We start from the raw sequence: 22,002 nt of genomic DNA on the forward strand, positions 1-22,002 counted from the left end.
AGCCGAGATGGATTGTTGCGATCAATCGTCGCAATCAATGGCCTCCTGGACCTTAGAATGCGAAGCGGAGCCTGAGTATGCCAATGCGTCCGTCCGACGATATGACGAACGAGCATGCTGGCACGTGTGCGATATGAAAGTAAAAGGAACGTGTAGATGAACTCGAAGACACACGCAACGCTGAGCTTTTCCGACAGCGACCAGACAATCGATCTGCCCATTTATCAGGGCTCGCTGGGACCGGATGTGATCGACATCCGCAAGCTGTACGGCCAGACCGGCAAGTTCACGTATGACCCGGGTTTCATGTCCACGGCGGCCTGTAATTCCGAAATCACGTATATCGACGGTGACAAAGGCGAGCTGCTGTATCGCGGTTATCCGATCGACAATCTGGCGCAGAACGCCGACTTCCTCGAAACCTGCTACCTGCTTCTGAAGGGCGAACTGCCCACGGCCAAGGAAAAGGAAGAGTTCGTCCAGACCGTCACGCAGCACACGATGGTGCACGATCAGATGCATTTCTTCTTCCGCGGTTTCCGTCGCGACGCGCACCCGATGGCGATTCTGGTGGCCGCGGTCGGCGCGCTGTCGGCGTTCTATCACGACTCGCTCGACATCAGCAATCCGCAACACCGTGAAATCTCCGCGATCCGCATGATCGCGAAGCTGCCCACGCTAGTGGCGATGGCGTACAAATACACGGTGGGCCAGCCCTTCGTTTATCCGAAGAACGACCTGTCGTACAGCGCGAATTTCATGCGCATGATGTTTGCCAATCCGGCTGAAGAGTACCAGGTCAACGACGTGCTGGTGCGCGCGCTCGACCGTATCCTGATCCTGCACGCGGACCACGAACAGAATGCGTCGACCTCGACGGTGCGTCTGGCCGGTTCGTCGGGTGCGAATCCGTTTGCGTGTATCGCAGCCGGTATCGCGTGTCTCTGGGGCCCGGCGCACGGCGGCGCGAACGAAGCCGCGCTGAACATGCTGGAAGAAATCGGCTCGGTCGACAACATCCCCGAATTCATCGCCAAGGTGAAGGACAAGAACTCCGGCGTGAAGCTGATGGGTTTCGGTCACCGCGTCTACAAGAACTACGATCCGCGTGCGAAGCTGATGCGCGAAACCTGCCACGAAGTGCTGGAAGAACTGGGTCTGCACGACGACCCGTTGTTCAAGCTCGCGATGGCGCTGGAAAAGATCGCCCTGGAAGACGAATACTTCGTGTCGCGCAAGCTGTACCCGAACGTCGACTTCTACTCGGGCATCGTGCAGCGCGCGCTCGGCATTCCGACCGCCATGTTCACCTGCATCTTCGCGATGGCGCGCACGGTCGGCTGGATTGCGCAGTGGAACGAAATGATCGCCGATCCGGAACAGAAGATCGGCCGCCCGCGTCAGCTGTTCGTGGGTGAGACGCAACGCGAGGCCAAGCCTCTCGCCGGGCGTTAAAGCATCGCGGCCTTCATCGGCCCGATGCTCGCGCGGCGCGCTCACGAGGCGCGCCGCGCCTCTTCTCTGCACGTCCTGTGCCACGGAAAAAAACTGAAACTCCTCTGTGATAAGTTCGTCTGACGCGGACAGACCCTCTACAATCGGAAGCGACCGGGCGGGCCCGGGCAGCAGCCGGATGTGACACTGAACGCACAAGCGAACCCATAGGAGTGACCCTGATGCAGCAGCCAGAAGCCCTCGGCGGCCTTTCGGGCGGAATCGATCACCGCGAACCCGAGCCGGACGGCGCATTTATCCCGACCGAAAACCTCAACGTGGCGAGCGCGGCTCAGCACGTGCTGAAGTCGGGCGACACTTTCATCGTCAACGATCCGCTCGGCGATATCACGGGCCATGACGACGGCCTGTTCGTCAACGACACCCGCGTGCTGTCGCAATTGCGCCTGACCTTCGGCGGCCGCGCGCCGTCGCTGCTGTCGGGCAGCGTCAGCAGCGACAACACCTCGTTCACCGCGCATCTGACCAACCGGCCGTTGCCGCCGCTCGGCGGCGACAGCACGCCGGAAGGCGTGATCCACGTCGAGCGCGTGCGCGTGCTGTCGGGCACGGTGCTCAACGAGGCGATCGAACTCACCAACTACGGCACGAGCGACGCCATCGTGCCGTTGTCCATTTCTTTTTCCAGCGACTTCCGCGACATGTTCGAGGTGCGCGGCCTGAAGCGCGACAAGCAAGGCCGGATCGAACCGGCTCGCGTCGAAAATCGCGAGGTGCTGCTGGGCTACATCGGTCTCGACGATGTGGCGCGCAACGTGCAGATTGCTTTCTCGCCGGAACCGGACAAGCTGTTCGCCGATCGCGCCGACTACACCGTCAAGTTGCCGGCGCAAGCCTGCGTGTCGATTTATCTGTCGGTCGCGGTGAAGGTCGTGCCGCAGGCGGGCAAGCTCGCCGCCGATGTCTCGCAGCCCACTCACGCGCTGAGCGAAGCGCATCTGTCGCAGATCGATGCGGAGCGTCCGCGCGTCGGACGCGCCGCGGTGCGTGCGGCCCTCGTCGACGCCCACCTCGTGATGCGCGAACGCCGCCGCGCCACCGCGCGTGTGCGGTCGAGCAATCCGCTTTTCAATGCGTGGATCGACCGTTCGCTTGCCGACCTCGGTCTGCTGACCACCGACCTCGCAACCGGCCCATATCCCTACGCCGGCATTCCGTGGTTCTCGACTCCCTTCGGCCGCGACGCCGTCATCACGTCGCTGCAAACCTTGTGGTTGCAACCGCAACTGGCCGCGGGCGTGCTGCGCTTTCTCGCTGAACACCAGGCGCGCGAAAACTCGCCGTTTCGCGACGCCGCGCCCGGCAAGATCATGCATGAGATGCGCAAGGGCGAGATGGCCGCCACTGGCGAGGTGCCGTTCGCGTTGTATTACGGCGGCGTCGATACCACGCCGCTCTTCATCGTGCTGGCCGGCGCCTACGCGGCCCGCACCGACGACCTCGCCTTGATCGACGAATTGTGGCCGGCGCTCGAACGCGCGGCGCAGTGGGTCGCGGGCGTGTGCGACAAGAACCGCTACGGCCTGCTCGACTATCAGCGCGAGTCGGATGGCGGACTTGCCAACCAGGGCTGGAAAGACAGTCACGATTCGGTGTTCCATGCCGACGGCCGCTTTCCTGATGGCCCGATCGCGCTCGTCGAAGTGCAGGCCTATGCAAGCGCCGCGTTCGACACGATGGCGCACTTCGCCAAACTGCGCGGCTCGCACGACGCGGCCGCGCAATACAGCGAACGGGCGAAGAAGATCCGCCAGTGCGTCGAAGAAAAGTACTGGATGGAAGAGTCAGGCTTCTACGGCATCGCGCTCGACGGTCACGGCGAACTGTGCCGCGTGATGGCGTCGAACGCGGGCCATCTGCTGGCCTTCGGTTTGCCTTCGCGCGAGCGCGGCGAGTCCGTGGTGCGCGCGCTCGACTCCACGCTGTTCCACACCGGCTGGGGCGTGCGGACGCTGGCAGCGAGCCAGGCGCGCTTCAATCCGATGGCGTATCACAACGGCTCGGTCTGGCCGCACGACAACGCGCTCTGCGCGCGCGGCCTGTCGCACTACGGCGGCAAGGCGGCGGCGGTGCGGCTGTTGCAAGCGCTGTTCCAGGCGGCGGTCAATTTCGACATGCGCCTGCCCGAACTCTTCTGCGGCTTTCCGCGTCGGCGTGGCGAGCCGCCCACCGCCTATCCGGTTGCCTGTCTGCCGCAGGCGTGGGCAGCGGGTTCGCCCTTCATGATGCTCGAAGCCTGTCTCGGCATCAAAATCGACGCCGAGCGCCGCGAAGTGCTGATCGAGCAGCCGATGCTGCCCGAAGGCATCGACTGGCTCGAAGTCGGCGATCTGCGAGTGGGCGATGCGTCGGTTACGATCATGTTCAGGCGGATCGGTGAGAAGGTGGTTGCGTCGGCGGAGCAGGGCGACGTCAGGGTCGTCGCGCTGCTTTGAATTTGAACTATGAGTAAAAGGCCGTCCTGTTGGACGGTCTTTTACGTTAGTTGCTGTTCTGCACAGGTATCGTACGAATCCACCCACGGCAAGGGAGAAGGACATGACAAACGGATCCGGGGCGAACACGGGCGAGCGCGAGCTGCAGTCGCAGGCTCTGCAGGCTTTATCGGAGTATCTGGAGTTGTCGCTCGACGCGGGGGCGAGTCTGATCGTGATGCGCCACGCAAGCGACACGGCCACGCTTTACGTGGGCGACGCATCGGCGCCGCGCGAGGAATTGAAGCGACGCGGCACGATTCCGGCGCCGCTTGCGAACGCCATCCTCGATGCGACGCGAGCGGGCATGAACCAGCTTGAAATCGACGGCAAGACGTATCGGTTCTTTCGCAGCTTTACCCATATGGACGATTTGGCGGCGGTCGTGTTTTCTTCGACCTAGCGGACCTGACGCACCTGGCGGGTTTAAAGCGCTTCCTGGCAAAGCGTCATCATGCGCTGAACCATGGTGCTCGACTCGTTGAGTTCCATCTCGCTGGTGAAGAGCGCGTTCACGCTCGACAACCGCACCGCGACGCCGGCTTCGAGCAGGTCCTGGCGGGCAATCTTCAGCGCGAGCTGGCCGATGCGGACCCGGTCCAGCCAGTTCATTTCCAGGCGATTTTTCTTCAGCCAGCGGCGGCACGATTCGACGACATGGTCCACGCGCCACTCGTTCGTCAAGGCGTAGGAGGCCGCTGCAATCGCGACCAGCAAACATAGCAGGTCGGGACGCGCACTTTCTCGCTCGTTGAATTCCGGTTTGATCATGGCTGTCGGCTTGCCCACTGCAATTTAAGCGAACTCAACACATGTGGCCAAAGGCGGATGATTCAATACGTCCGCAATTCGGCCCTGTTTAAGATTGGTGTTTATACCGGATTCGAAAACGCCTGTCATTTTGACAGTGCTGGCTCGCAGACAAAAACTGTCCCATGCATGCGCTTTAAGTAGTTGATAATTATGTGATTGTAAAAAATGCATGTTGCGATTGTTGCAAACAAAACTGGCCTGCTTCGCGTCGTGGAAAACTTCGTGGGCGCAAACGAAATCTGTCCTGTGAAATGCAATCAATATTGTCCTGACGGCGCAAGGAGCACTCGACAGCTACACGGGTTCCGAAGAGGCGAAGAGTTTCGTCGGGCCAACTTATATAGCAACAAGAAAAAAGAGGACCGCCCAAAATTTGGGCGGTCCTCTTTTTAAACTGCAACTGCGATGATGACGCCTCAGCGTCCCGCTTTCATCCTGCCTGCCATGCTTCGGCAAGAAGCGAGGTTTGTTTCCTCATCTCCATAACGGCAGCAAAAACCTTGTCCCATCTTTTTGACACCCGACAGTTTTGCTAGAACGAACTGACAGCCGAGGTCGTTCCAGGTTGCGAGTTCACGGAGGCCCAACCGACGCCGGTTGCGAGCTTCGTCAAAATTGCCCCGATGAACGCGCGCGCTTCACTGCCGCTCCTTACTCGGGAACCAGACGGAAATAAGTGTTCGATAGCTGCCCACTCGTCATTCGATAGTTCCCAACCGGCAGGCCCTTCGATAAGGTCCCCTTGCGGCAACTTTGCGTTTTTGGTCGACAGTTTTGGCAAGATAGAAACGTAGAGTACGCGCATAAGGTCGGCCAGTAGTTACAGCAAGTTCTCTGACAACATAAGCGGAGCAGCCAAAACTCGGCGGCTCGCTAGCGACGAAATCCAGACCAAGCTGACAAACAGCAAAGTAACCGCAGCCACGCGAAGCGAAAACGTTGACCATCAGGAGCAGTTGCAGTGAGCGAGAAGATGAAGCTGTTTGACATGCAAGACGACGACGTGCGGCGTCAAGTCTTCTGGATGCTGAAGCGGCTCAGCAGCTATGCTCTATGGAAACGCAAGCGCGACGCATGGGAGGTGTTCGCGCACGCGTACGAAGCCGCGGTAAAGAACTGGCCGAAGAGCCAGCCAGAACAAATGGACCCCGATACACTGCCCCGAATTTACGAGGTGCTGAGCCTCTATAACGAAGGGGTGTCGGAGCTGGCGAAGGGCCATCGATTTGTGTGGCGTGTGGAAGAGCCCCTTTCTCTCGCAATCGACAAGGCCGGCACAATTTCTCGCTACTTTTATACGGACCCAGACTATTGGGAACGCGGCATGCAACTGGCGCCCTATCCGCCACCCGTGGAAGCGCTTCACAAGCTGATGCAGGCAAGCGAGTTTAAGGGGGAGTACGCGCCCACCGAAGTTCCTGACGCGCCGCATATGACTGCCCGTTGCCCGACCCCGGGGAGTCTCCTGAATCCAGGGGCCTATAAATTCGCGTTCTACGAGCTTCCTTACCCCGTTTTACCCGCCGACCTTCCCGACGTGCCCGTCGGAACCGACCTCATTGTTCGCTCGGGGCAGCGCGTGCCGAAGGATGGCATATGGGAACCCGTCAGGGCGGAACGCGAGAAGGCGTTCGGCATCGTACCCTTGGGCGTCAAAAAAACAGCGAACAACGGCTGCTTCAACTATCTGGTCGCCAATGGGAAAGCGCCCCATATCGATGAGTGGAACGTGACGCAGGCGCGAGCCGACCGTGTCGGAACCTATTGGCGCCTTCTGTGGGAGGATGTCCGATATAAGGACGACGGCATCCCAGACGAGTCCGAATATTTCCTTGAACGCGAAAAAGGTTCCGAAGCTGCCGTACAGGAACAACTCGCTGGCGAAATTGAAGTCCGAACAGACGACGTTTGCCCGGTATCCGGTACGTGGGAAGCAAAGGAATTTGACGCTCACCGTATCGAGGCGTTGAAGGGCAAGGTCATGCCGGATGTTCTAGCCAGCGCGCCTGGTTCGGGCGAGCGCCGTGTTCACTGGGTCACATGGCGTCTCGTCAGACGTGCGTGAACGCCTGACGCATAGTCGGCAAAAACACGGTGGCTCGCGACGGACGAAGTGCAGAGCAAGGTCACGCAGACGAACAGTGTGAAGAGGGCTGCAGTGCGAACTGACGCAAATCTCGAGACGCAACGGCGACATGTATGATGAAGCAATGCGACATGCAGGACAATTTAACTCGCCGTCAAGTTTTCTGGTTGCTTCAGAGGCTGACAAGCTATGCGCTCTGGAAAAAGAAGCGTGACGCGTTCGCCATTTTTGCAGACGAGTACGAAATCGCCGTCAAGACGTGGCCAGAGGGCGACCCGGAGTACATGCCGGCTGACAACCTGTCGACCATCTACGAGATTCTGGGCCTATACGACAAGGGCCTGGAGCAGATCGCGCGTGGATATCGTTTCATTTGGAAAGATGGTCAACCGTTGAAACTCGCGGTCAATCGCTACTATCACCTTTGCCAGTATTTCTTTCCCCACCCCTCGTATTGGGAGCGAGGCGCTCAGTTGGCTCCATATCCACGCAAGGTGGATAGACTTGCCCGATTGATGCGTGCATCCGAGTTCCAGATGGAGCAAGCGCCTTTCGAGGTTACTGCATCAAACGACAATTTTGCTCAGTTGCAGTCGGCGACTTTACTCCTGGACCCGGACCGCTATAAATACCAGTTCTACGAATTGGACTACCCCGTTTTCCCACCATCACTTCCGGAAATCCCTGGCCCCCTCGGTCTGGTAGTCGAGTCCGGTGACGAGGTCACTGCCGACGGTATCTGGGAGCCCGTAAAAATTAGTCGCGGTAAGGTGCTAGGACTGCTATCGGTCGGTGAGAAGACGGAAGAAAACAATGGCTGCTTCAACTATTTGGTCAAAGGGACTCACGCGCCGAATATCAAAGGACGGCCTGACCCACTCACTTTGCGGTCTGCCGTCACGAGTACCCACTGGCGTCTATTGTGGGAAGACACGCGATACAAGGATGGGGTGATTACGGACGAGTCACAGTATTTCCTCGTTGCGAAGAGCGAAGATGCACCCACTGAGCTTGCTGACGTTCCAGACGTCAAGACCGGGGACATGTATCCGGTTTCTGGAGTGTGGTGTGCAGAAAAATACGTAGACTCGTCTATTCACATAGTCGCAGGAGCGGTGATGCCGGACCTGATGGTCGCAGATAACTTGGGCGAGAGGAAAGTGCATTGGGTGGCCCGGCACCTGGTCAAGAGAACATGACAATCTTCCGGGGGTAGGGGAGCGAGTTTCCGCCTGTTCTTATCAAGGGCACGTTTGAAGCGCGTCAGCCCTTTCGAGTCTGCACTTTCGTCTGGCGCACAGTTTTCGAACTGCAACGGGAATGGGCAGAGAAGCAATAGGGACGGCTTAAAACGGTTGACGAGTTCGGCTAGGACCGCTTGTGCGAGGAGTACGCCGAGTCCGGTCCCGCGCAGCTCTTGGTTTACTTCGAGCCGTTCAAAGTGAAGAACCGGCCCTAACTCAAAACGTCTGTCACCCCGCTTCCGGTTGCCTCGATGAGGGCGGATGCTAGCCGCTCAAGCGAGGCCGACATTGCGTCGCATGCGTACCAGAGTTCGCTGTCGTCAAGTTCCTGTCCCCCGTCGTCGAGAAGGTCGAAGCGCATCCAGCAGGCCGGGGTGCGGTTTTGGGGCAAAGTGGCGTACGCGCGAATTCTTCTGATGCGAGGACTTCTCGTCCCATTGATTTCGCGACACCGAGTAGCGGATAACTGCACCTGTCGACGGCTCAAGGATTTTTCGCGTTGACGATGGCATCGGGCCATAGTCGGTATAAAAACCTCGGAATCCTGGTTCACGAGGCCACTCATTGGTGTTATCGGCCACGCGAAGCCCAATCGTTGAATGAGAATGTTCGTGTCGGCTGTGGCGATTCTATCAATCGGACAACCGTCCGGAAGCGCTTACGTCGATGCTTCATGGGTTCCCGACCTGTTGTTTCGGCTGGGGTCGGCGGGGAGCTTTTTTCGATGGGTAGGTGGTCCATTGACCATACTGTCGAAAGCATGCCGCCGTACCGTGAATTGCTCGCCTTATTATCCCAGTCGAAAGGCGCCTAACATTGTGTCCGATGAGCAGCGACCATGTCGGCGTGGTTTTTTCGTTCGGAGAAGCAAAAGCGCGTCTCACAACTATTTCGGTGCGCGACGGTGCGCACCGTTTTTTGAGCGAATCATTTGTTGTACCCATCGAGATGCGCGGTGTACCAACAAAATATAATCAATTCAATGAGTCGCAGGTGTTTTTTGTTGGGCCAGAAATTGTTTGCGACGCATGTGTTCGGGGCCAACTTTGTTTGCAACTCGAAGAGCTAAGCCCTTGATTCGTTGTGATTTTGCTTTGTCACGTGCAGCGCGACCCGGAGCAAACAACTCGTTGTAAAAAGTGCAACGGCCAAAAACGCGGTATCCGCACCGCAGTTCGGGACATCTCCGTCTGCCGCAAGTCCTCGGTAAATCAACTCGTTAGCACCGGCGTCCAACAAAGTGACCTTGAGCTGGGACAGATTCGATTGCGAAAAATCCGCCGGGACAAGTTTGATTGCGTCAGGACAAGTATCGTTTGGCCGTCACCATGACAGCACGCCCCTGTTGGAGGCCATACCCCCGGTGGTAACATTTGTTGTCATCCGTATCGGTCGCACATCGGCCGCACATCGGCCGCACATCAGTCGCTCATCAGTCGTTCACCCGGACCATCGCATGCCAGACAGTTTCGACCAGCTCGCCGCCCTGATCCGGGCGCGCTTCTCCGAACTGAGTCCGCAATTCCAGATGGGCGCGGGTTTTCTGCTCGATCATCCCGACGAGGTCGCGGTTTCGTCCATGCGCAAAGTGGCGGAACGCGCGCAGGTGCAACCGGCTTCGCTCGTGCGGCTGTCGCAACAACTGGGCTTTCCCGGCTGGAACGAGTTGCGCAACCTGTTCGTCGCGCGAGTGCGCACGCGGCCCGAACCGCTCACGAGTCGCGCGCGTTCGCTGGTCAAGTCGAAAGATGCACTCGCGAACGATCTGCTGGTCGCGCAACAACATAATCTCGATGTCACCGCCGCGCACAACGGTCGGGTGATCGTGGAAACGGCGCGTCTGTTGCGGCGCGCGCCGCACGTCCACGTGGCGGGCTTCCGTTCGTGCTATGCGGTGGCTTTCGGTCTCGTCTACGGCTACCGGCTGTTCCGTCCTTCCGTGTCGCTGCTCAACGGCGAAGCGGGCACGCTGGAAATGCAGTTGCGCACGGTCGAGCGTGACAGCGCCACCATCGTGATCAGTTTCGCGCCGTATTCGGTGGAGGCGGCGCGCGTCGCCGAGGCTGCGCTGGAAAAAGGCAGCAAGCTGATTGCCATCACCGACAGCGCGGTCTCGCCGATCGCCCTGAATGCGGACAAGGTGCTGATTTTCTCGCACGAAAGCCCGTCGTTCTTCCCCTCGCTGGTCGCGGCCACGGCGATTGCCGAATCGCTGGTAGCCCATCTGCTCGCGCTCGAAGGCGCGCACGCCGTCGACCAACTCGCCATCGCCGAACAATCTCTGCACGCGAAGGGCGCCTACGTGCCTTGAATTTCAGCTGGTCAGTAACAGCTGGATCACGCGCGCCTCATTTGACAACAAATGTTGTTTAAAAGTATAAATGCGTACCGATTGTTGAATGTGTCCGATTCGTGGCGTCGAAGCGGTGCGCATTCGACAGCTTCATCATCTATTCGATATCGGGCCCTCACGGCGCCTGCGCGGCGACCGTCATCTTCAGGAAAACGCAATCATGTCCAAGGTCTTTCATCGTTCGCCGAAGCAGTCGCTGCCGGTCGCCGTCGCGGGCGAAGGTATCGAGATCGTCGATTCCACCGGCATGCGCTATATCGATGCGTCCGGCGGCGCGGCCGTCTCGTGTCTTGGTCACAGCAACCAGCGCGTGATCGATGCGATCAAACGGCAGTCGCAACAGTTGCCGTACGCGCACACTTCGTTCTTCACGACCGAGGCCGCCGAGGAACTGGCCACGCGCCTCGTCGCAAGCGCGCCGCAGGGACTCGATCACGTCTACTTCGTGTCGGGCGGTTCCGAGGCGATCGAGGCGGCGCTGAAACTCGCGCGTCAATATTTCGTGGAGAAGGGCGAGACGCAGCGCCGTCATTTCATCGCGCGCCGTCAGAGTTATCACGGCAACACGCTGGGCGCGCTCGCGATCGGCGGCAACGCCTGGCGCCGCGAGCCGTTCCTGCCGATCCTGATCGAAGCGCATCACGTGAGTCCGTGTTACGCGTATCGCGAGCAACGCGCGGACGAAAGCGAAGCGGCCTTCGCCCAGCGTCTCGCCGATGAACTCGAACAGAAGATTCTCGAACTCGGCGCGGACACCGTGGCCGCGTTCGTCGCCGAGACGGTGGTGGGCGCAACGGCCGGCGCGGTGCCACCGGTGCGCGAGTACTTCCGCAAGATTCGCGCAGTGTGCGATCGTTACGGCGTCCTGCTGATTCTCGACGAGATCATGTCGGGCATGGGCCGCACCGGCTATCTCTACGCGTGCGAGGAAGATGGCGTGGCGCCCGATATCCTGACCATCGCCAAGGGTCTCGGCGCCGGCTATCAGCCGATCGGCGCGACGCTGGTGAGCGACCGGATTTACCAGGCGATCGTCGGCGGCTCGGGCTTTTTTCAGCATGGACACACCTATATCGGGCATGCCACCGCTTGCGCGGCGGCGCTCGAAGTGCAGCGCGTGATCGAGGAGGAAAATCTGCTCGCTAACGTGCTGGCGCGCGGCGAGCAGTTGCGCGGCCGTTTGCGCGAGCACTACGCACAGCATCCGCATATCGGCGACGTGCGCGGGCGCGGCTTGTTCGTCGGCGTCGAACTGGTCAAGGAGCGCGCCGACAAAACCCCGTTCGACGCAGGCCGCAAGCTGCACGCGGCCATCAGACGCGAAGCGTTCGCGCGCGGGTTGATGGTGTATCCGATGGGCGGCACGGTCGACGGCAAGATCGGCGATCATGTGCTGCTGGCGCCGCCTTTCATTTGCAGCGAGCGGGACATCGACGAGATCGTCAGCCGGCTGAGCGACGCGATCGGCGGCGCGCTGAACGCAGCTTGATGCGGCGCGCTGCGCCCGCTGCGGCTCGACGCAACTCGATGCAGCTCGATGCAACTCGATGCAACTCGATGCAACTCGGCGCAGCCGGAAATAACGAACCACCCACCTCTTGCGAGATCGACGATGACCGAGCGCCTGCCCCACTTCGACCCGTCCGACGCGACCCCCGAACAGAAAGCCGTGCTGGACGAGATTCTGTCCGGTCCGCGCGGCAATCTGAACGGGCCGTTTCTCGGCTGGATTCATAGCCCGGAACTGGCCCAGCAGGCGCAGCGGTTAGGCGCATTCTGCCGCTATCGAACCGGCTTGCCGTTGCGGCTGTCGGAACTGGCGATTCTGGTCACCGCGGCGCGCTGGCAGGCGCAGGCGGAGTGGTATATCCACTATCCGATCGCGCTGGAGGCCGGCGTGGCCGAAGCGGACGCTGAAGCGATCCGCCTTGGGGAGCGGCCCTCGTTCGCCGATCCCGACGAGGCGCTGATCCACGCTTTCGCCAGCGAGTTGTACGACACGAAACGCGTCTCGGACGCCATCTATGCAAAGGCAGTCGAGCGTTTCGGGCATCAGGTGGTGATCAACCTCGTCGGTTTGCTCGGCTACTACGCGCTGGTGGCAATGACGCTCAACGTGTTCCGCATGCGCGCACTCGGGCAGGAAAGCTTGCCGTTTGCGGAATAGCACGGAATACGGGAACGAGCGTGGAGCGGCGCGTCCGGCCTCAGTCGATATCGGCCTATTTCCCGTAGGTTTCACGAAACGGCGGCTTTCCGGCTGAAGATGGTCGCCGTCCTGGATCGCGTCTTCGAGAGGGTTCCCGTGCCGACTGTCTGCGGCACCGTCACGACGCTGGAACACGGAAGCGCCTATGATGAAGTTCGGTTCACGCCCGCGCCTGCAACGCCGCGCGGCAACCGCGACCCATGCCGATCACCGCAAACCATCCGGGCGGGACCATTGCGGCGGGCATCACTTCCGGTCGTGGAGCGCACGTAGCAGGGCATCAACAGGAGAGAGCGATGAAGCGCAAGGCATCAGCAGTCTGGCAAGGCGGCCTGCAAGACGGCAAGGGCTCGATTTCTACCGATAGTGGCGTCCTCAAGGAAACTCAATATTCGTTTGCAACGCGTTTCGCGGACGGCATCGGCACGAATCCTGAGGAGCTGATTGCGGCTGCGCACGCAGGGTGCTTTTCGATGGCGCTGTCGGGCGAACTCGGTCGAGCCGGTATCACGCCGGAAAGCATCGCCACCACCGCAACCGTCACGCTCGACAAGGACGGCGGCGGCTTCGCGATCACCGCGGTCCATCTCGACGTGGTCGTGAAGATTCCGGGCGGCGACCAGGCGGCTTTCGAAAAAGCCACCGCAGATGCCAAGGCGGGTTGCCCGGTGTCCAAGGTGTTGAAAGCCGCGATCACCATGGACGCGAAACTCGAAGCCTGAGGGCGCGTTTTCCACTGACGAATACCAACCCGCGCAACCGGCGCCGGGGTTCGACTCGACGCCGGTCTTCTCCGCTTTTTCCATCCAGCCTTTTTCCCCACCTACCGCTCACGTCGGCGACGCATCGGACAGGGCGGTCTTTTCATGGGACCGTCGATGACAACGCAATCCGACAAAGCACGGCAATTCCAGTCCTTTCACGCAGCCGGCGAAGCCTTCATCATCCCCAATCCGTACGATATCGGCACGGCGCGTCTGCTGGCGTTGGCCGGCTTCAAGGCGCTCGCCACCAGCAGCGCGGGCTACGCGTTTTCGCGCGGCTTGCCGGATAACGCCATCGGCCGCGCGCAGATGATGATGCACCTCGCCGAGATGGCGAGCGCTTCCGACTTGCCGGTCAGCGCCGATCTGGAGAACGGTTTCGGCGATGCCCCGGAAGATTGCGCCGAGACCATCCGGCAAGCGGCAGCAGCGGGGGTGGTCGGCGGTTCGATCGAGGATGCCACGGGCCGCGCCGATCAACCGATCTACGCGTTCGAGGCGTCCGTCGAGCGCGTGCATGCCGCCGTCGAAGCGGCTCGCGCGTTGCCGTTTCCCTTTACGCTGACCGCCCGTGCCGAGAACTACCTGAATGGCCGGCCCGATCTCGACGATACGATCCGCCGCCTGCAGGCCTATCAGGCGGCGGGTGCCGACGTGCTCTATGCACCCGGCCTGAAGACGCGTGAAGACATCGCCGCCGTGGTCGGCGCGCTCGAACGGCCGGTCAACGTGCTGATGGGTTTGCAGGGCGTCCTGCTCGGCTTCGACGAACTGGCGGCGCTCGGCGTGCGCCGGGTGAGCGTCGGCGGCTCGCTGGCGCGCGCGGCGTTGGGGGCGTTCCTGCGCGCGGCGCGCGAGATGCGCGATCACGGTAGCTTCACCTTCACGAGCGAGGCCGCGAGCGGCAACGAACTCAATCAGGCTTTCGCGACGGCGGCGGCGAAGTGGGGCGGGCCGGGTTGATCCAGATGGACGCTTATTGCGGCCTTGCCTACGGAAACTCGACCTTGCTTTCTTGAACGCTTGGTCATAATATCCATCCCATGAAGCAATCTGGCAATTCAAAGCACTCCGTCAAAAAGGCGGGCGAGGTGTGTCCGCGGGGCCGGCCGCGCGAATTCGACACGGAAACCGTGTTGTCGAGCGCGAGCCAGGTGTTCTGGGACCACGGCTATCACGCCACCTCGATCGACGACCTCTGCAAGGCGACCGGCCTGTTGCGCGGCAGCCTGTACGGCGTGTTCGGCGACAAGCACGGCATCATGCTGGCTGCGCTGGACCATTACGCGGAAGGCTCGGTGAAACGCATGGCCGAGCGACTGAACGCACCGGTTCCGCCCGAGGAAGCGTTGCGCAACGCCTTGCTGCACTACGCGCGGATCGCTGGCGCGCTGAACGGCGAGCGCAGTTGTTTCATCACCAACACCACGCTGGAGATGCAACCCGGCGACGCAGAACTGCGCACCCGGGTCGCCTCGATCCAGCGCCGCATGGCGACTTTGCTGGCCGCGTCGGTAATTCGCGGTCAGGCGAGCGGCGCATTCAGTTCGACGCTCGACGAAAAGGCGGCCGGCGACTTCCTGCTGTGCGTGATGCAGGGGCTGCGGGTGCTGGGGCGGGTGGCTCATCAGGAAGATGCGCTCGTGGGTATCGTGGACGTCGCCATGCGCGCGCTCGTCTAAATTTTTTTGTCGAATTTTTGAACGATCGGTCATGAATAGCGAAGCCATCAAGTCCGCATCCGCGGCATTCGTCGGACCCAGGCGAGTTTGCGGCGGCGTCGGCGCAAGCGTCGGCGTTGCCGCCGGCGACCCCGTCGCCAAGCCAAACGACCCGCCGCGCTTCGAGCGCCAGGGTCTGGCGCTCGCTGTCCTGTTCGTCGGCGCCTTTCTCGCGCCGCTCGACTATTTCATCGTCAATCTCGCTCTGCCGTCGATCCGCGTCGGACTCAATGCGAGCGACGCGCAGTTGCAACTCGTGGTGTCCGCCTATGCCTCCGCTTATGCCGTGCTGCTGATAACGGGTGGGCGCCTGGGCGATCTGTTCGGCCGGCGCCGCATGTTCATGACCGGCATGGCTGCGTTCGTGGTGGCGTCGGCGCTCTGCGGTTTTGCGTCCAGCGGCCACGTGCTGGTGATCTCGCGGATCGTGCAGGGCATCGCCGCCGCCGTGATGGCGCCGCAGGTGCTCGCCACGATTCGCGCGGTGGTACCGCTGCATCAGCAGACCAGGGTGATGAGTTTTTACGGCTTCGTGTTCGGGCTGTCGTCGATCGTCGGGCAACTCGGCGGCGGCGCGTTGATCACGTACCACCCGTTCGGGCTCGACTGGCGCATCATCTTTCTCATCAATATCCCAATCGGTATTGCCGCGTTCATCGGCACCTGGAAGTTCGTGCCGGAAAACCAGCCGGCCACGCGCGCTGGCATCGACCTGCTGGGCGTGGTGCTGCTGTCGGCCGTGCTGCTGCTGGTGATTTATCCGATGACGCACGGCCGCGAAGCCGGCTGGCCGGCGTGGACCTATGTGATGTTCGCGCTCGCCGTGCCGGCGCTTGGGCTCTTCATCGCGGCCGAGCGGCGGGTCGAGCGCCGCGGCGGTCATCCGCTGGTGGATCTGCATCTGTTCCGCAATCCGGCCTTCGGGCTGGGCCTGGTGCTCGCGTTCCTGTTCTACTGCAACAGCGCGTTCTTCCTCACTTACGGCATCTTCCTGCAGACCGGCCTGCACTGGTCGCCGCTCGTCGCGGGTATGGCGATCATGCCGTTCGCGATCGGTTTCGTGATCGGGCCGCTCAGCTCACCGGCGGTCGTGAGGCGCATCGGCGGCCATGTGCTGACGCTCGGCTTTTCGATGATGACGGCGGGCTTTGCCGTGACCGCCTGGTCCGCCACCCGGACGGCCACGCCCGACCTGCTGTTTTATTGCGGCCTGGTTTGCGCAGGCATCGGACAAGGCCTGACGCTGCCATCGATCATGCGCATCGTCTTGCAGGAAGTGACGCCGGAGAAGGCTGGCCTCGCTTCGGGCATGGTGTCGTCGACCTTGCAGATCGGCGCGGCGGTGGGCGCGGCGGCGATCGGCGGCGTGTTCTTCAGCACGCTTGGCGGCAGCACGGCGCCGGCGGCGTTCGCTCATGCTTTCAAAGGCAGCCTCATGATTAACGCGGCACTGATGTTCGTCTGCATTGGACTGAGCCTGCTGCTCGTGCGGCATCAGCAACTCGCGCTGCGCCGGGCGGCCGTCCAGCCGGTTTGAAAATAGCGCCGCGGTAATCGTTTTCAAAGGTTGTCAGCGGCGCCAAGTATTAAGTAAATCAGCCATAAAAGATTTTCGATGGCGGAGGTATTTACCGGTGAGTGTCGCGTTCACAGGTAATTGGACGTTTTGTGACCGATTGGAATTAACCCTGAATATGCGAAATGCGGGGTTAGATATGACGGAAACAGCGCGCATTTTCTACTGGCGCAATGCACTTGCGCCAGTAACTCTTGCGATCATGCAGTGCCGCACGAATACGCATGCTGGCGTGGAGTTCGCGGGTTTTCCCGGTTTGCTGCCGGCGCCATCGGCAGACGGAAGCGATTCCACTCTCACTGAAAACGGTATCAATAGAAATCACTTGCCGAGGTGATTTTCGATTGTTAATCTTGGCAAACATTTTCACCTTTAGAGTGATCCCTCAGTCGCACACTACTCATGTCGAAAAGCCTGGTGCAATGACTTAATACCGACCAAATGCTTCCAAAGGGGTTGAATATGCTGACCGCGACCATTGACGCATTCGACACGCCACCCGCCGCCTGCTTTAACGTCGGCGACGTCGTCACGTTAAAAGAAGGGGGCCCGCGCATGACCGTGACTTACACCGGTCCGGTGGCGCTCAATCCCGGCGAATGGTTGATCTGCGAGTGGTTCGACGAACACGGCGAACTGCGCCGCGAGATGTTCTTGCCTGCGGGCGTGCGCGCCGAACCGCGCTCGATTCCCGCCGGTTCCGTGCTGTGGAGCCGGGTGGGCCGCGCGGCCTGAGGTGGTCGGCGTGCCCCTCGTGCGCGCTCCGCGCACGGCCGCGACACGTTAAATAAATAGACCCGCTATTTCTCCGTCCGGTCGCGCGCTGTCGAGCGTTTTTGCACGCGAACCAGCAGCGCGGTGGAAAACGCTCGCATCCGCACGATTTTCCTCGTCTCCACGACTTCACCCGCCACGTTCGTCGGCGGGTTCGGCTGCAACGACCAGTACAGCGCCAACAGCCAGCCAAAGCCGGTCCAGCCCAGACACGCATTGAAGAGCGCGAGCGTCAGCACGTCGTGACGCTTGCGCCGGTCCGCCAGAATCGCCGGCAGAAAATACAGGGCCAACGCGAGCACGGCGGCGATGGCCTGCACGACGACATTGCCACCCATGAACGGCTCCCAGGACGTGAGACATGCCGCAATTGTCGCGCGAAAGAGCGGCTTGCGCAGGGGCAAGGGGTTCAGCCGATGGCGCATCGGGACTATCATGATCGTTTTGACCGACCGAATCCCCACGGACCGCCATCATGATCTCCGACGATACCCAGCAGGCTCAAAGCATCAACCCGGACACGCTACGCGAGTTCGTAGACCGTAAATGGAACGACGAGATCGTGCCGGCGCTGACGGACTACATCGCCGTGCCGGCCAAGAGCCCGGCGTTCGATCCCGAGTGGGTCAAGAACGGCTACCTCGAGCGGGTCATCACGGACGCCGCGCAATGGGCCGAACAGCAACCGGTGCGCGGCCTGAAACTGGAAGTGATCCGCCTGCCCGGCCGCACGCCGGTGATTTTCTTCGAATCGGCGGCCACGCGTTCGGGCAGTGACGAAACCATCGTGCTCTACGGTCACCTCGACAAGCAGCCCGAGTTCGACGGCTGGCGCAACGACCTCGGTCCGTGGACGCCGAAACTCGAGAACGACAAGCTCTACGGCCGCGGCGGCGCGGACGACGGCTACGCGATCTACGCCAGCATCACCGCCCTGGCCGCGCTGGATGCGCAGGGCGTCGAGCGTCCGCGCTGCGTGGGTCTGATCGAAACCTGCGAGGAGTCGGGCAGCTACGATCTGCTGCCGTACGTCGACGCCTTGCGCGAGCGGCTCGGCAAGGTCGGGCTCGTCGTGTGTCTGGATTCGGGCGCGGGCAACTACGATCAACTGTGGCTCACCACGTCGCTGCGCGGCCTGGTGGCGGGCGATCTCGAAGTGCAGGTGCTCGACGAAGGCATTCACTCCGGCGGCTACGGCGGTATCGCGCCGTCGAGCTTCCGCATCATGCGGCAATTGTTCGACCGTCTGGAAGACTCGGCGAACGGCACGTTGCTGCCGAAGGGTTTTCACGTTCAGATCCCGGCCGACCGTCTGCGCGAAGCGGAAGCCACCGCCCAGATCCTCGGCGACGACGTCTGGAAGAAGCTGCCATGGGCTTGCGGTCAGGACGGCCGTCAGGTGCTGCCCACCACCACCGATCCGAGGGAAGCCCTGCTCAACTCGACGTGGCGCCCGTCGCTGTCGGTGACCGGCGCGGCGGGTTTGCCCGCATTGGCCGACGCCGGCAACGTGCTGCGTCCGCGCACCGCGTTCAAGCTCTCGCTGCGTCTGCCGCCGATGATCGAAGCGGAGAAGGCGGTCGCCGAATTGAAGGCGCTGCTCGAACTCGATCCGCCGTACAACGCCAAGGTGACGTTCAAGCCGGACGCAGGCGCGGCGAGCGGCTGGAGCGCGCCCGATCTCGCGCCGTGGCTCGCCACGGCGCTCAACGACGCGTCGCGTGAACACTACGGCGCGGATGTCGCGTATATGGGGCAGGGCGGCACGATTCCGCTCATGAACGTGCTGAAAGCGGGCTTTCCGCAATCGCAGTTCATGGTGTGCGGCGTGCTCGGGCCGAAGTCGAACGCGCACGGTCCGAACGAGTTCCTGCACGTGCCGTACGGCAAAAAGCTGACAGCCGCGGTGGCTCAGGTGATTGCTGCCGCTCCGTAAAGGGCGGTTTGGCCTGAGGCATTCCGTTCGTTTCGCTCAACCCGTGCGTCAGCACCTTGAATGACCGTCAACGTCAAACACCGCCCATGACCGACCAGCAGCCCGCTCAACCCGCCATGCTCCGGATTCCGGCCGATCAGTTGCATGCCTACGTGAAGGCGATCTGGGAGCAGGCGGGCAGCACGCCGCGCGAAGCGGAACTGGTGGCGGATCATCTGGTGGCGGCCAACCTGACCGGGCACGATTCGCATGGCGTGGGAATGATCCCGCGCTACGTCGCCTCGCTCGCTGACCAGCAACTGCAACTGAACCGGCACGCCGAAGTGGTCAAGGACGCGGGCGCGGTGCTGACCGTCGAAGGCGGCCGGGGCTTCGGTCAGGTGGTCGCGTTCGAGGCGATGGAGCGGGGCATCGAGCGCGCGAAGCGGCTGGGCATCTGCGCGCTCGGCCTGCGCGGCGCGCATCACATCGGGCGCATCGGTCACTGGGCCGAACAGTGCGCGCGCGCCGGGCTGGTGTCGTTTCACTTCGTCAACGTGGCGGGCGATCCGCTCGTCGCGCCGTTCGGCGGCGCGGACCGGCGCATCGGCACCAATCCTTTCTGCGCGGCCTATCCGCGGCCCGGCAAGCCGCCGCTGGTGCTCGATTTCGCGACCAGCACGGTGGCCTATGGCAAGACGCGCGTCGCCTATAACCAGGGCAAGCCGGCGCCGCCCGGCGCCTTGATCGATCACGAAGGCTTTCCTACGCTCGACCCCAAAGTCATGCACGAGGCGCCGTTCGGCTCGCTGACGCCGTTCGGCGGTCATAAAGGCTTCGGCCTCGCGGCGCTGTGCGAGATCTTCGGCGGCGCGCTTTCGGGCGGCTTCACCACGCATGCCGATACGCTCGGCACCACGAACGCGATCATCAACTGCATGCTGTCGGTGATCATCGATCCCGCCGCCTTCGACGCCCCCGATGCGCAAGCCGAAGCCGACGCGTTCCTCGACTGGGTGAAGGCCTCGCCACTCGCAACCGGCGCCGATCGCATCTACGAGCCCGGCGAGCCCGAGCGTGTGACGCGCGCGCAGCGCGAGGCCGAAGGCATTCCCGTGGACCCGGCTACCTGGACGCAGATTCGCGAGGCGGCGCTGGCCGTCGGCATGAGCGAGCCGGATGCGCAGAACTGGTCCGCCGGCTTGCGATAGCGCGACGGATTGGCGTTTTAATTATGCCAATCGAATGTTCCAACTGCTCGCCCGGTTCTTACCAAAAAACGCTTCGCCACTCTTATTTTCGATTGAATTTTCTAGTCGAACGGCGAATGAATTTTTGATAAATACGGCAAAAAATTCAATCCAGCACGTTTTCTGTATTTATTGCCGATGCGTGCTCATTTAAGGGCTAATCCCGCCCATTTCCGGTGCGCAAGCGTTTGCGGTGCACGGATGTCCGCGCTCGCCCGCAAAGCCCGGCTGGACGCCATTTGATGCGTCTTCGATAACGGCTTGCATTCATCTGTTGGTTACCCCGCTCCCATCCTAATCCGGTCTGCTTTAGGCTCGCATTGCAATGCCAGCGTTTAACCTCAAAAGGACCATTCAAAATGAATCTGCATAGCCATCACGCCTGCCGCCCTTTCCTCGAAGCCGGCAATCTGTCGCAAATCTCCGCTTACTATGAAGAAGGCCGCAACATCATGTGGATGATGCTGCGCGCCCAACCACGTCCCTGTTTCAATCTCGATCTGGTACACGACATTCTCGGCCTCGCGCAGGCGGCGCGGGAGTCGGGCTTGCCGATCGATTTCTGGGTGACGGGCTCGCTGATTCCGACCATGTACAACGTCGGCGGCGATCTCGATTTCTTCGCGGACGCCATCCGCACCGGCAAGCGCCAGGCGCTCATGGCGTACGCACGCGCCTGCGTCGACTGCGTCCATGCGGCAGCGCGCGGCTTCGACACGGGAGCGATTTCGATTGCGATGGTGGAGGGCACGGCGCTCGGCGGCGGATTCGAGGCGGCGCTCGCGCATCATTTTCTGTTGGCGCAGACCGACGCGCGCATGGGTTTCCCGGAGATCGCCTTCAATCTGTTTCCGGGCATGGGCGGTTATTCACTGGTGGCGCGCAAGGCCGGCATGCGCCTCGCCGAGGAACTGATCGGCGTGGGGGAATCGCATACGGCGGAATGGCATCACGGCAAAGGTCTCGTCGACCAGTTGTTCGAGCCGGGCGAAGCCTATCTGTCCACCCGCACCTTCATCGACACGCTCAAGCCGAAGATGAACGGTATTCGCGCGATGTTGCGGGCGCGTCAGCGCGTGCTGCAACTCTCGCGCGCCGAGTTGATGGAGATCACCGAGGATTGGGTGAATGCCGCCTTCACGATCGAGGAGAAGGATCTGGCTTTCATGGAACGGCTGGTGACGCTGCAAAATCGCCGGACCTCGAACCAGCGGCAGACGGTGATCGGCACGGCGCAGTTCGCCTGAACCGATCGGCGTTCAGCCATACGCAGGCGTAGGGGGCGCCTCCCCACAGGTTCCCTGCGGG

20 protein-coding genes are annotated in these 22,002 nt (G+C 61.5%); 17 read left to right on the top strand and 3 right to left on the bottom strand.

Annotated features, from left to right (window positions below):
* Positions 1–156 precede the first annotated feature (156 nt).
* The 3 genes from gltA (at position 157) to FQ705_RS13685 (ending at position 4,392) form a co-directional block, all read left to right on the top strand.
* Positions 157–1,455: a citrate synthase gene (gltA, locus tag FQ705_RS13675; protein ID WP_144141672.1), complete on the top strand. Its 1,299-nt coding sequence runs from the start codon at positions 157–159 to the stop codon at positions 1,453–1,455.
* Positions 1,456–1,676: 221 nt separating this feature from the next.
* Complete coding sequence (locus FQ705_RS13680; RefSeq protein WP_144141675.1) at positions 1,677–3,950, top strand: amylo-alpha-1,6-glucosidase; 2,274 nt, start codon at positions 1,677–1,679, stop codon at positions 3,948–3,950.
* 103 nt (positions 3,951–4,053) lie between these two features.
* A complete protein-coding gene (locus FQ705_RS13685) occupies positions 4,054–4,392 on the top strand; it encodes a hypothetical protein (protein ID WP_144141678.1) in 339 nt (112 codons plus the stop codon).
* A 23-nt stretch (positions 4,393–4,415) separates the two neighbouring features.
* On the opposite strand, the gene FQ705_RS13690 is transcribed toward FQ705_RS13685, so the two are convergent.
* On the bottom strand, positions 4,416–4,760 hold the full coding sequence (locus FQ705_RS13690; protein ID WP_144141680.1) for a hypothetical protein: 345 nt from the start codon (positions 4,758–4,760) through the stop codon (positions 4,416–4,418).
* A 1,003-nt stretch (positions 4,761–5,763) separates the two neighbouring features.
* On the opposite strand from FQ705_RS13690, the gene FQ705_RS13700 reads away from it, so the two are divergent.
* The 10 genes from FQ705_RS13700 to FQ705_RS13745 all read left to right on the top strand — a co-directional run bounded on the left by FQ705_RS13700 (position 5,764) and on the right by FQ705_RS13745 (position 16,716).
* Positions 5,764–6,867, top strand: coding sequence for an Imm72 family immunity protein (locus tag FQ705_RS13700; RefSeq protein WP_260854476.1), 1,104 nt, complete (start codon positions 5,764–5,766; stop codon positions 6,865–6,867).
* Positions 6,868–7,001: 134 nt separating this feature from the next.
* Complete coding sequence (locus FQ705_RS13705; protein WP_144141686.1) at positions 7,002–8,087, top strand: Imm72 family immunity protein; 1,086 nt, start codon at positions 7,002–7,004, stop codon at positions 8,085–8,087.
* A gap of 870 nt (positions 8,088–8,957) precedes the next feature.
* The gene (locus FQ705_RS13710) at positions 8,958–9,209 is read left to right on the top strand and encodes a hypothetical protein (protein ID WP_144141689.1); all 252 of its coding nucleotides are present in this window, start codon (positions 8,958–8,960) and stop codon (positions 9,207–9,209) included.
* A gap of 379 nt (positions 9,210–9,588) precedes the next feature.
* Entirely contained in the window at positions 9,589–10,443 is an 855-nt protein-coding gene (locus FQ705_RS13715) for a MurR/RpiR family transcriptional regulator (RefSeq protein ID WP_144141692.1), read from the top strand.
* Positions 10,444–10,645: 202 nt separating this feature from the next.
* Positions 10,646–11,974, top strand: coding sequence for an aspartate aminotransferase family protein (locus FQ705_RS13720; RefSeq protein WP_144141695.1), 1,329 nt, complete (start codon positions 10,646–10,648; stop codon positions 11,972–11,974).
* A gap of 123 nt (positions 11,975–12,097) precedes the next feature.
* Complete coding sequence (locus tag FQ705_RS13725; protein ID WP_144141698.1) at positions 12,098–12,652, top strand: carboxymuconolactone decarboxylase family protein; 555 nt, start codon at positions 12,098–12,100, stop codon at positions 12,650–12,652.
* Between the two features lie 338 nt (positions 12,653–12,990).
* The gene (locus FQ705_RS13730; protein WP_144141701.1) at positions 12,991–13,416 is read left to right on the top strand and encodes an OsmC family protein; all 426 of its coding nucleotides are present in this window, start codon (positions 12,991–12,993) and stop codon (positions 13,414–13,416) included.
* Positions 13,417–13,572: 156 nt separating this feature from the next.
* Positions 13,573–14,421: an oxaloacetate decarboxylase gene (locus FQ705_RS13735; RefSeq protein ID WP_144141704.1), complete on the top strand. Its 849-nt coding sequence runs from the start codon at positions 13,573–13,575 to the stop codon at positions 14,419–14,421.
* A gap of 80 nt (positions 14,422–14,501) precedes the next feature.
* Positions 14,502–15,140 carry a TetR/AcrR family transcriptional regulator gene (locus FQ705_RS13740; RefSeq protein ID WP_144141707.1) on the top strand — a complete coding sequence of 213 codons (639 nt, stop codon included), beginning with the start codon at positions 14,502–14,504 and terminating at the stop codon, positions 15,138–15,140.
* Between the two features lie 31 nt (positions 15,141–15,171).
* Positions 15,172–16,716 carry an MFS transporter gene (locus tag FQ705_RS13745; protein ID WP_144141710.1) on the top strand — a complete coding sequence of 515 codons (1,545 nt, stop codon included), beginning with the start codon at positions 15,172–15,174 and terminating at the stop codon, positions 16,714–16,716.
* 172 nt (positions 16,717–16,888) lie between these two features.
* Here the strand turns inward: FQ705_RS13745 and FQ705_RS13750 are convergent, their stop codons facing one another.
* Complete coding sequence (locus tag FQ705_RS13750; protein ID WP_144141713.1) at positions 16,889–17,119, bottom strand: hypothetical protein; 231 nt, start codon at positions 17,117–17,119, stop codon at positions 16,889–16,891.
* 98 nt (positions 17,120–17,217) lie between these two features.
* Here FQ705_RS13750 and FQ705_RS13755 point away from each other — a divergent pair, with 98 nt between their 5' ends.
* Positions 17,218–17,490, top strand: coding sequence for a YodC family protein (locus FQ705_RS13755; RefSeq protein WP_144141715.1), 273 nt, complete (start codon positions 17,218–17,220; stop codon positions 17,488–17,490).
* Positions 17,491–17,555: 65 nt separating this feature from the next.
* On the opposite strand, the gene FQ705_RS13760 is transcribed toward FQ705_RS13755, so the two are convergent.
* Positions 17,556–17,867, bottom strand: a complete 312-nt coding sequence (locus FQ705_RS13760) for a superinfection immunity protein (RefSeq protein WP_144142407.1) — start codon at positions 17,865–17,867, stop codon at positions 17,556–17,558.
* A 137-nt stretch (positions 17,868–18,004) separates the two neighbouring features.
* Here FQ705_RS13760 and FQ705_RS13765 point away from each other — a divergent pair, with 137 nt between their 5' ends.
* The 3 genes from FQ705_RS13765 (at position 18,005) to FQ705_RS13775 (ending at position 21,941) form a co-directional block, all read left to right on the top strand.
* Entirely contained in the window at positions 18,005–19,465 is a 1,461-nt protein-coding gene (locus tag FQ705_RS13765) for a M20 family metallopeptidase (RefSeq protein WP_144141718.1), read from the top strand.
* A gap of 86 nt (positions 19,466–19,551) precedes the next feature.
* Positions 19,552–20,655, top strand: a complete 1,104-nt coding sequence (locus tag FQ705_RS13770) for a malate/lactate/ureidoglycolate dehydrogenase (RefSeq protein ID WP_144141722.1) — start codon at positions 19,552–19,554, stop codon at positions 20,653–20,655.
* Between the two features lie 398 nt (positions 20,656–21,053).
* Positions 21,054–21,941: a crotonase/enoyl-CoA hydratase family protein gene (locus FQ705_RS13775; RefSeq protein ID WP_144141725.1), complete on the top strand. Its 888-nt coding sequence runs from the start codon at positions 21,054–21,056 to the stop codon at positions 21,939–21,941.
* Positions 21,942–22,002: the final 61 nt, after the last annotated feature.

The organism is Paraburkholderia sp. BCC1884, from assembly GCF_900996225.1.
Lineage (GTDB): Bacteria > Pseudomonadota > Gammaproteobacteria > Burkholderiales > Burkholderiaceae > Paraburkholderia.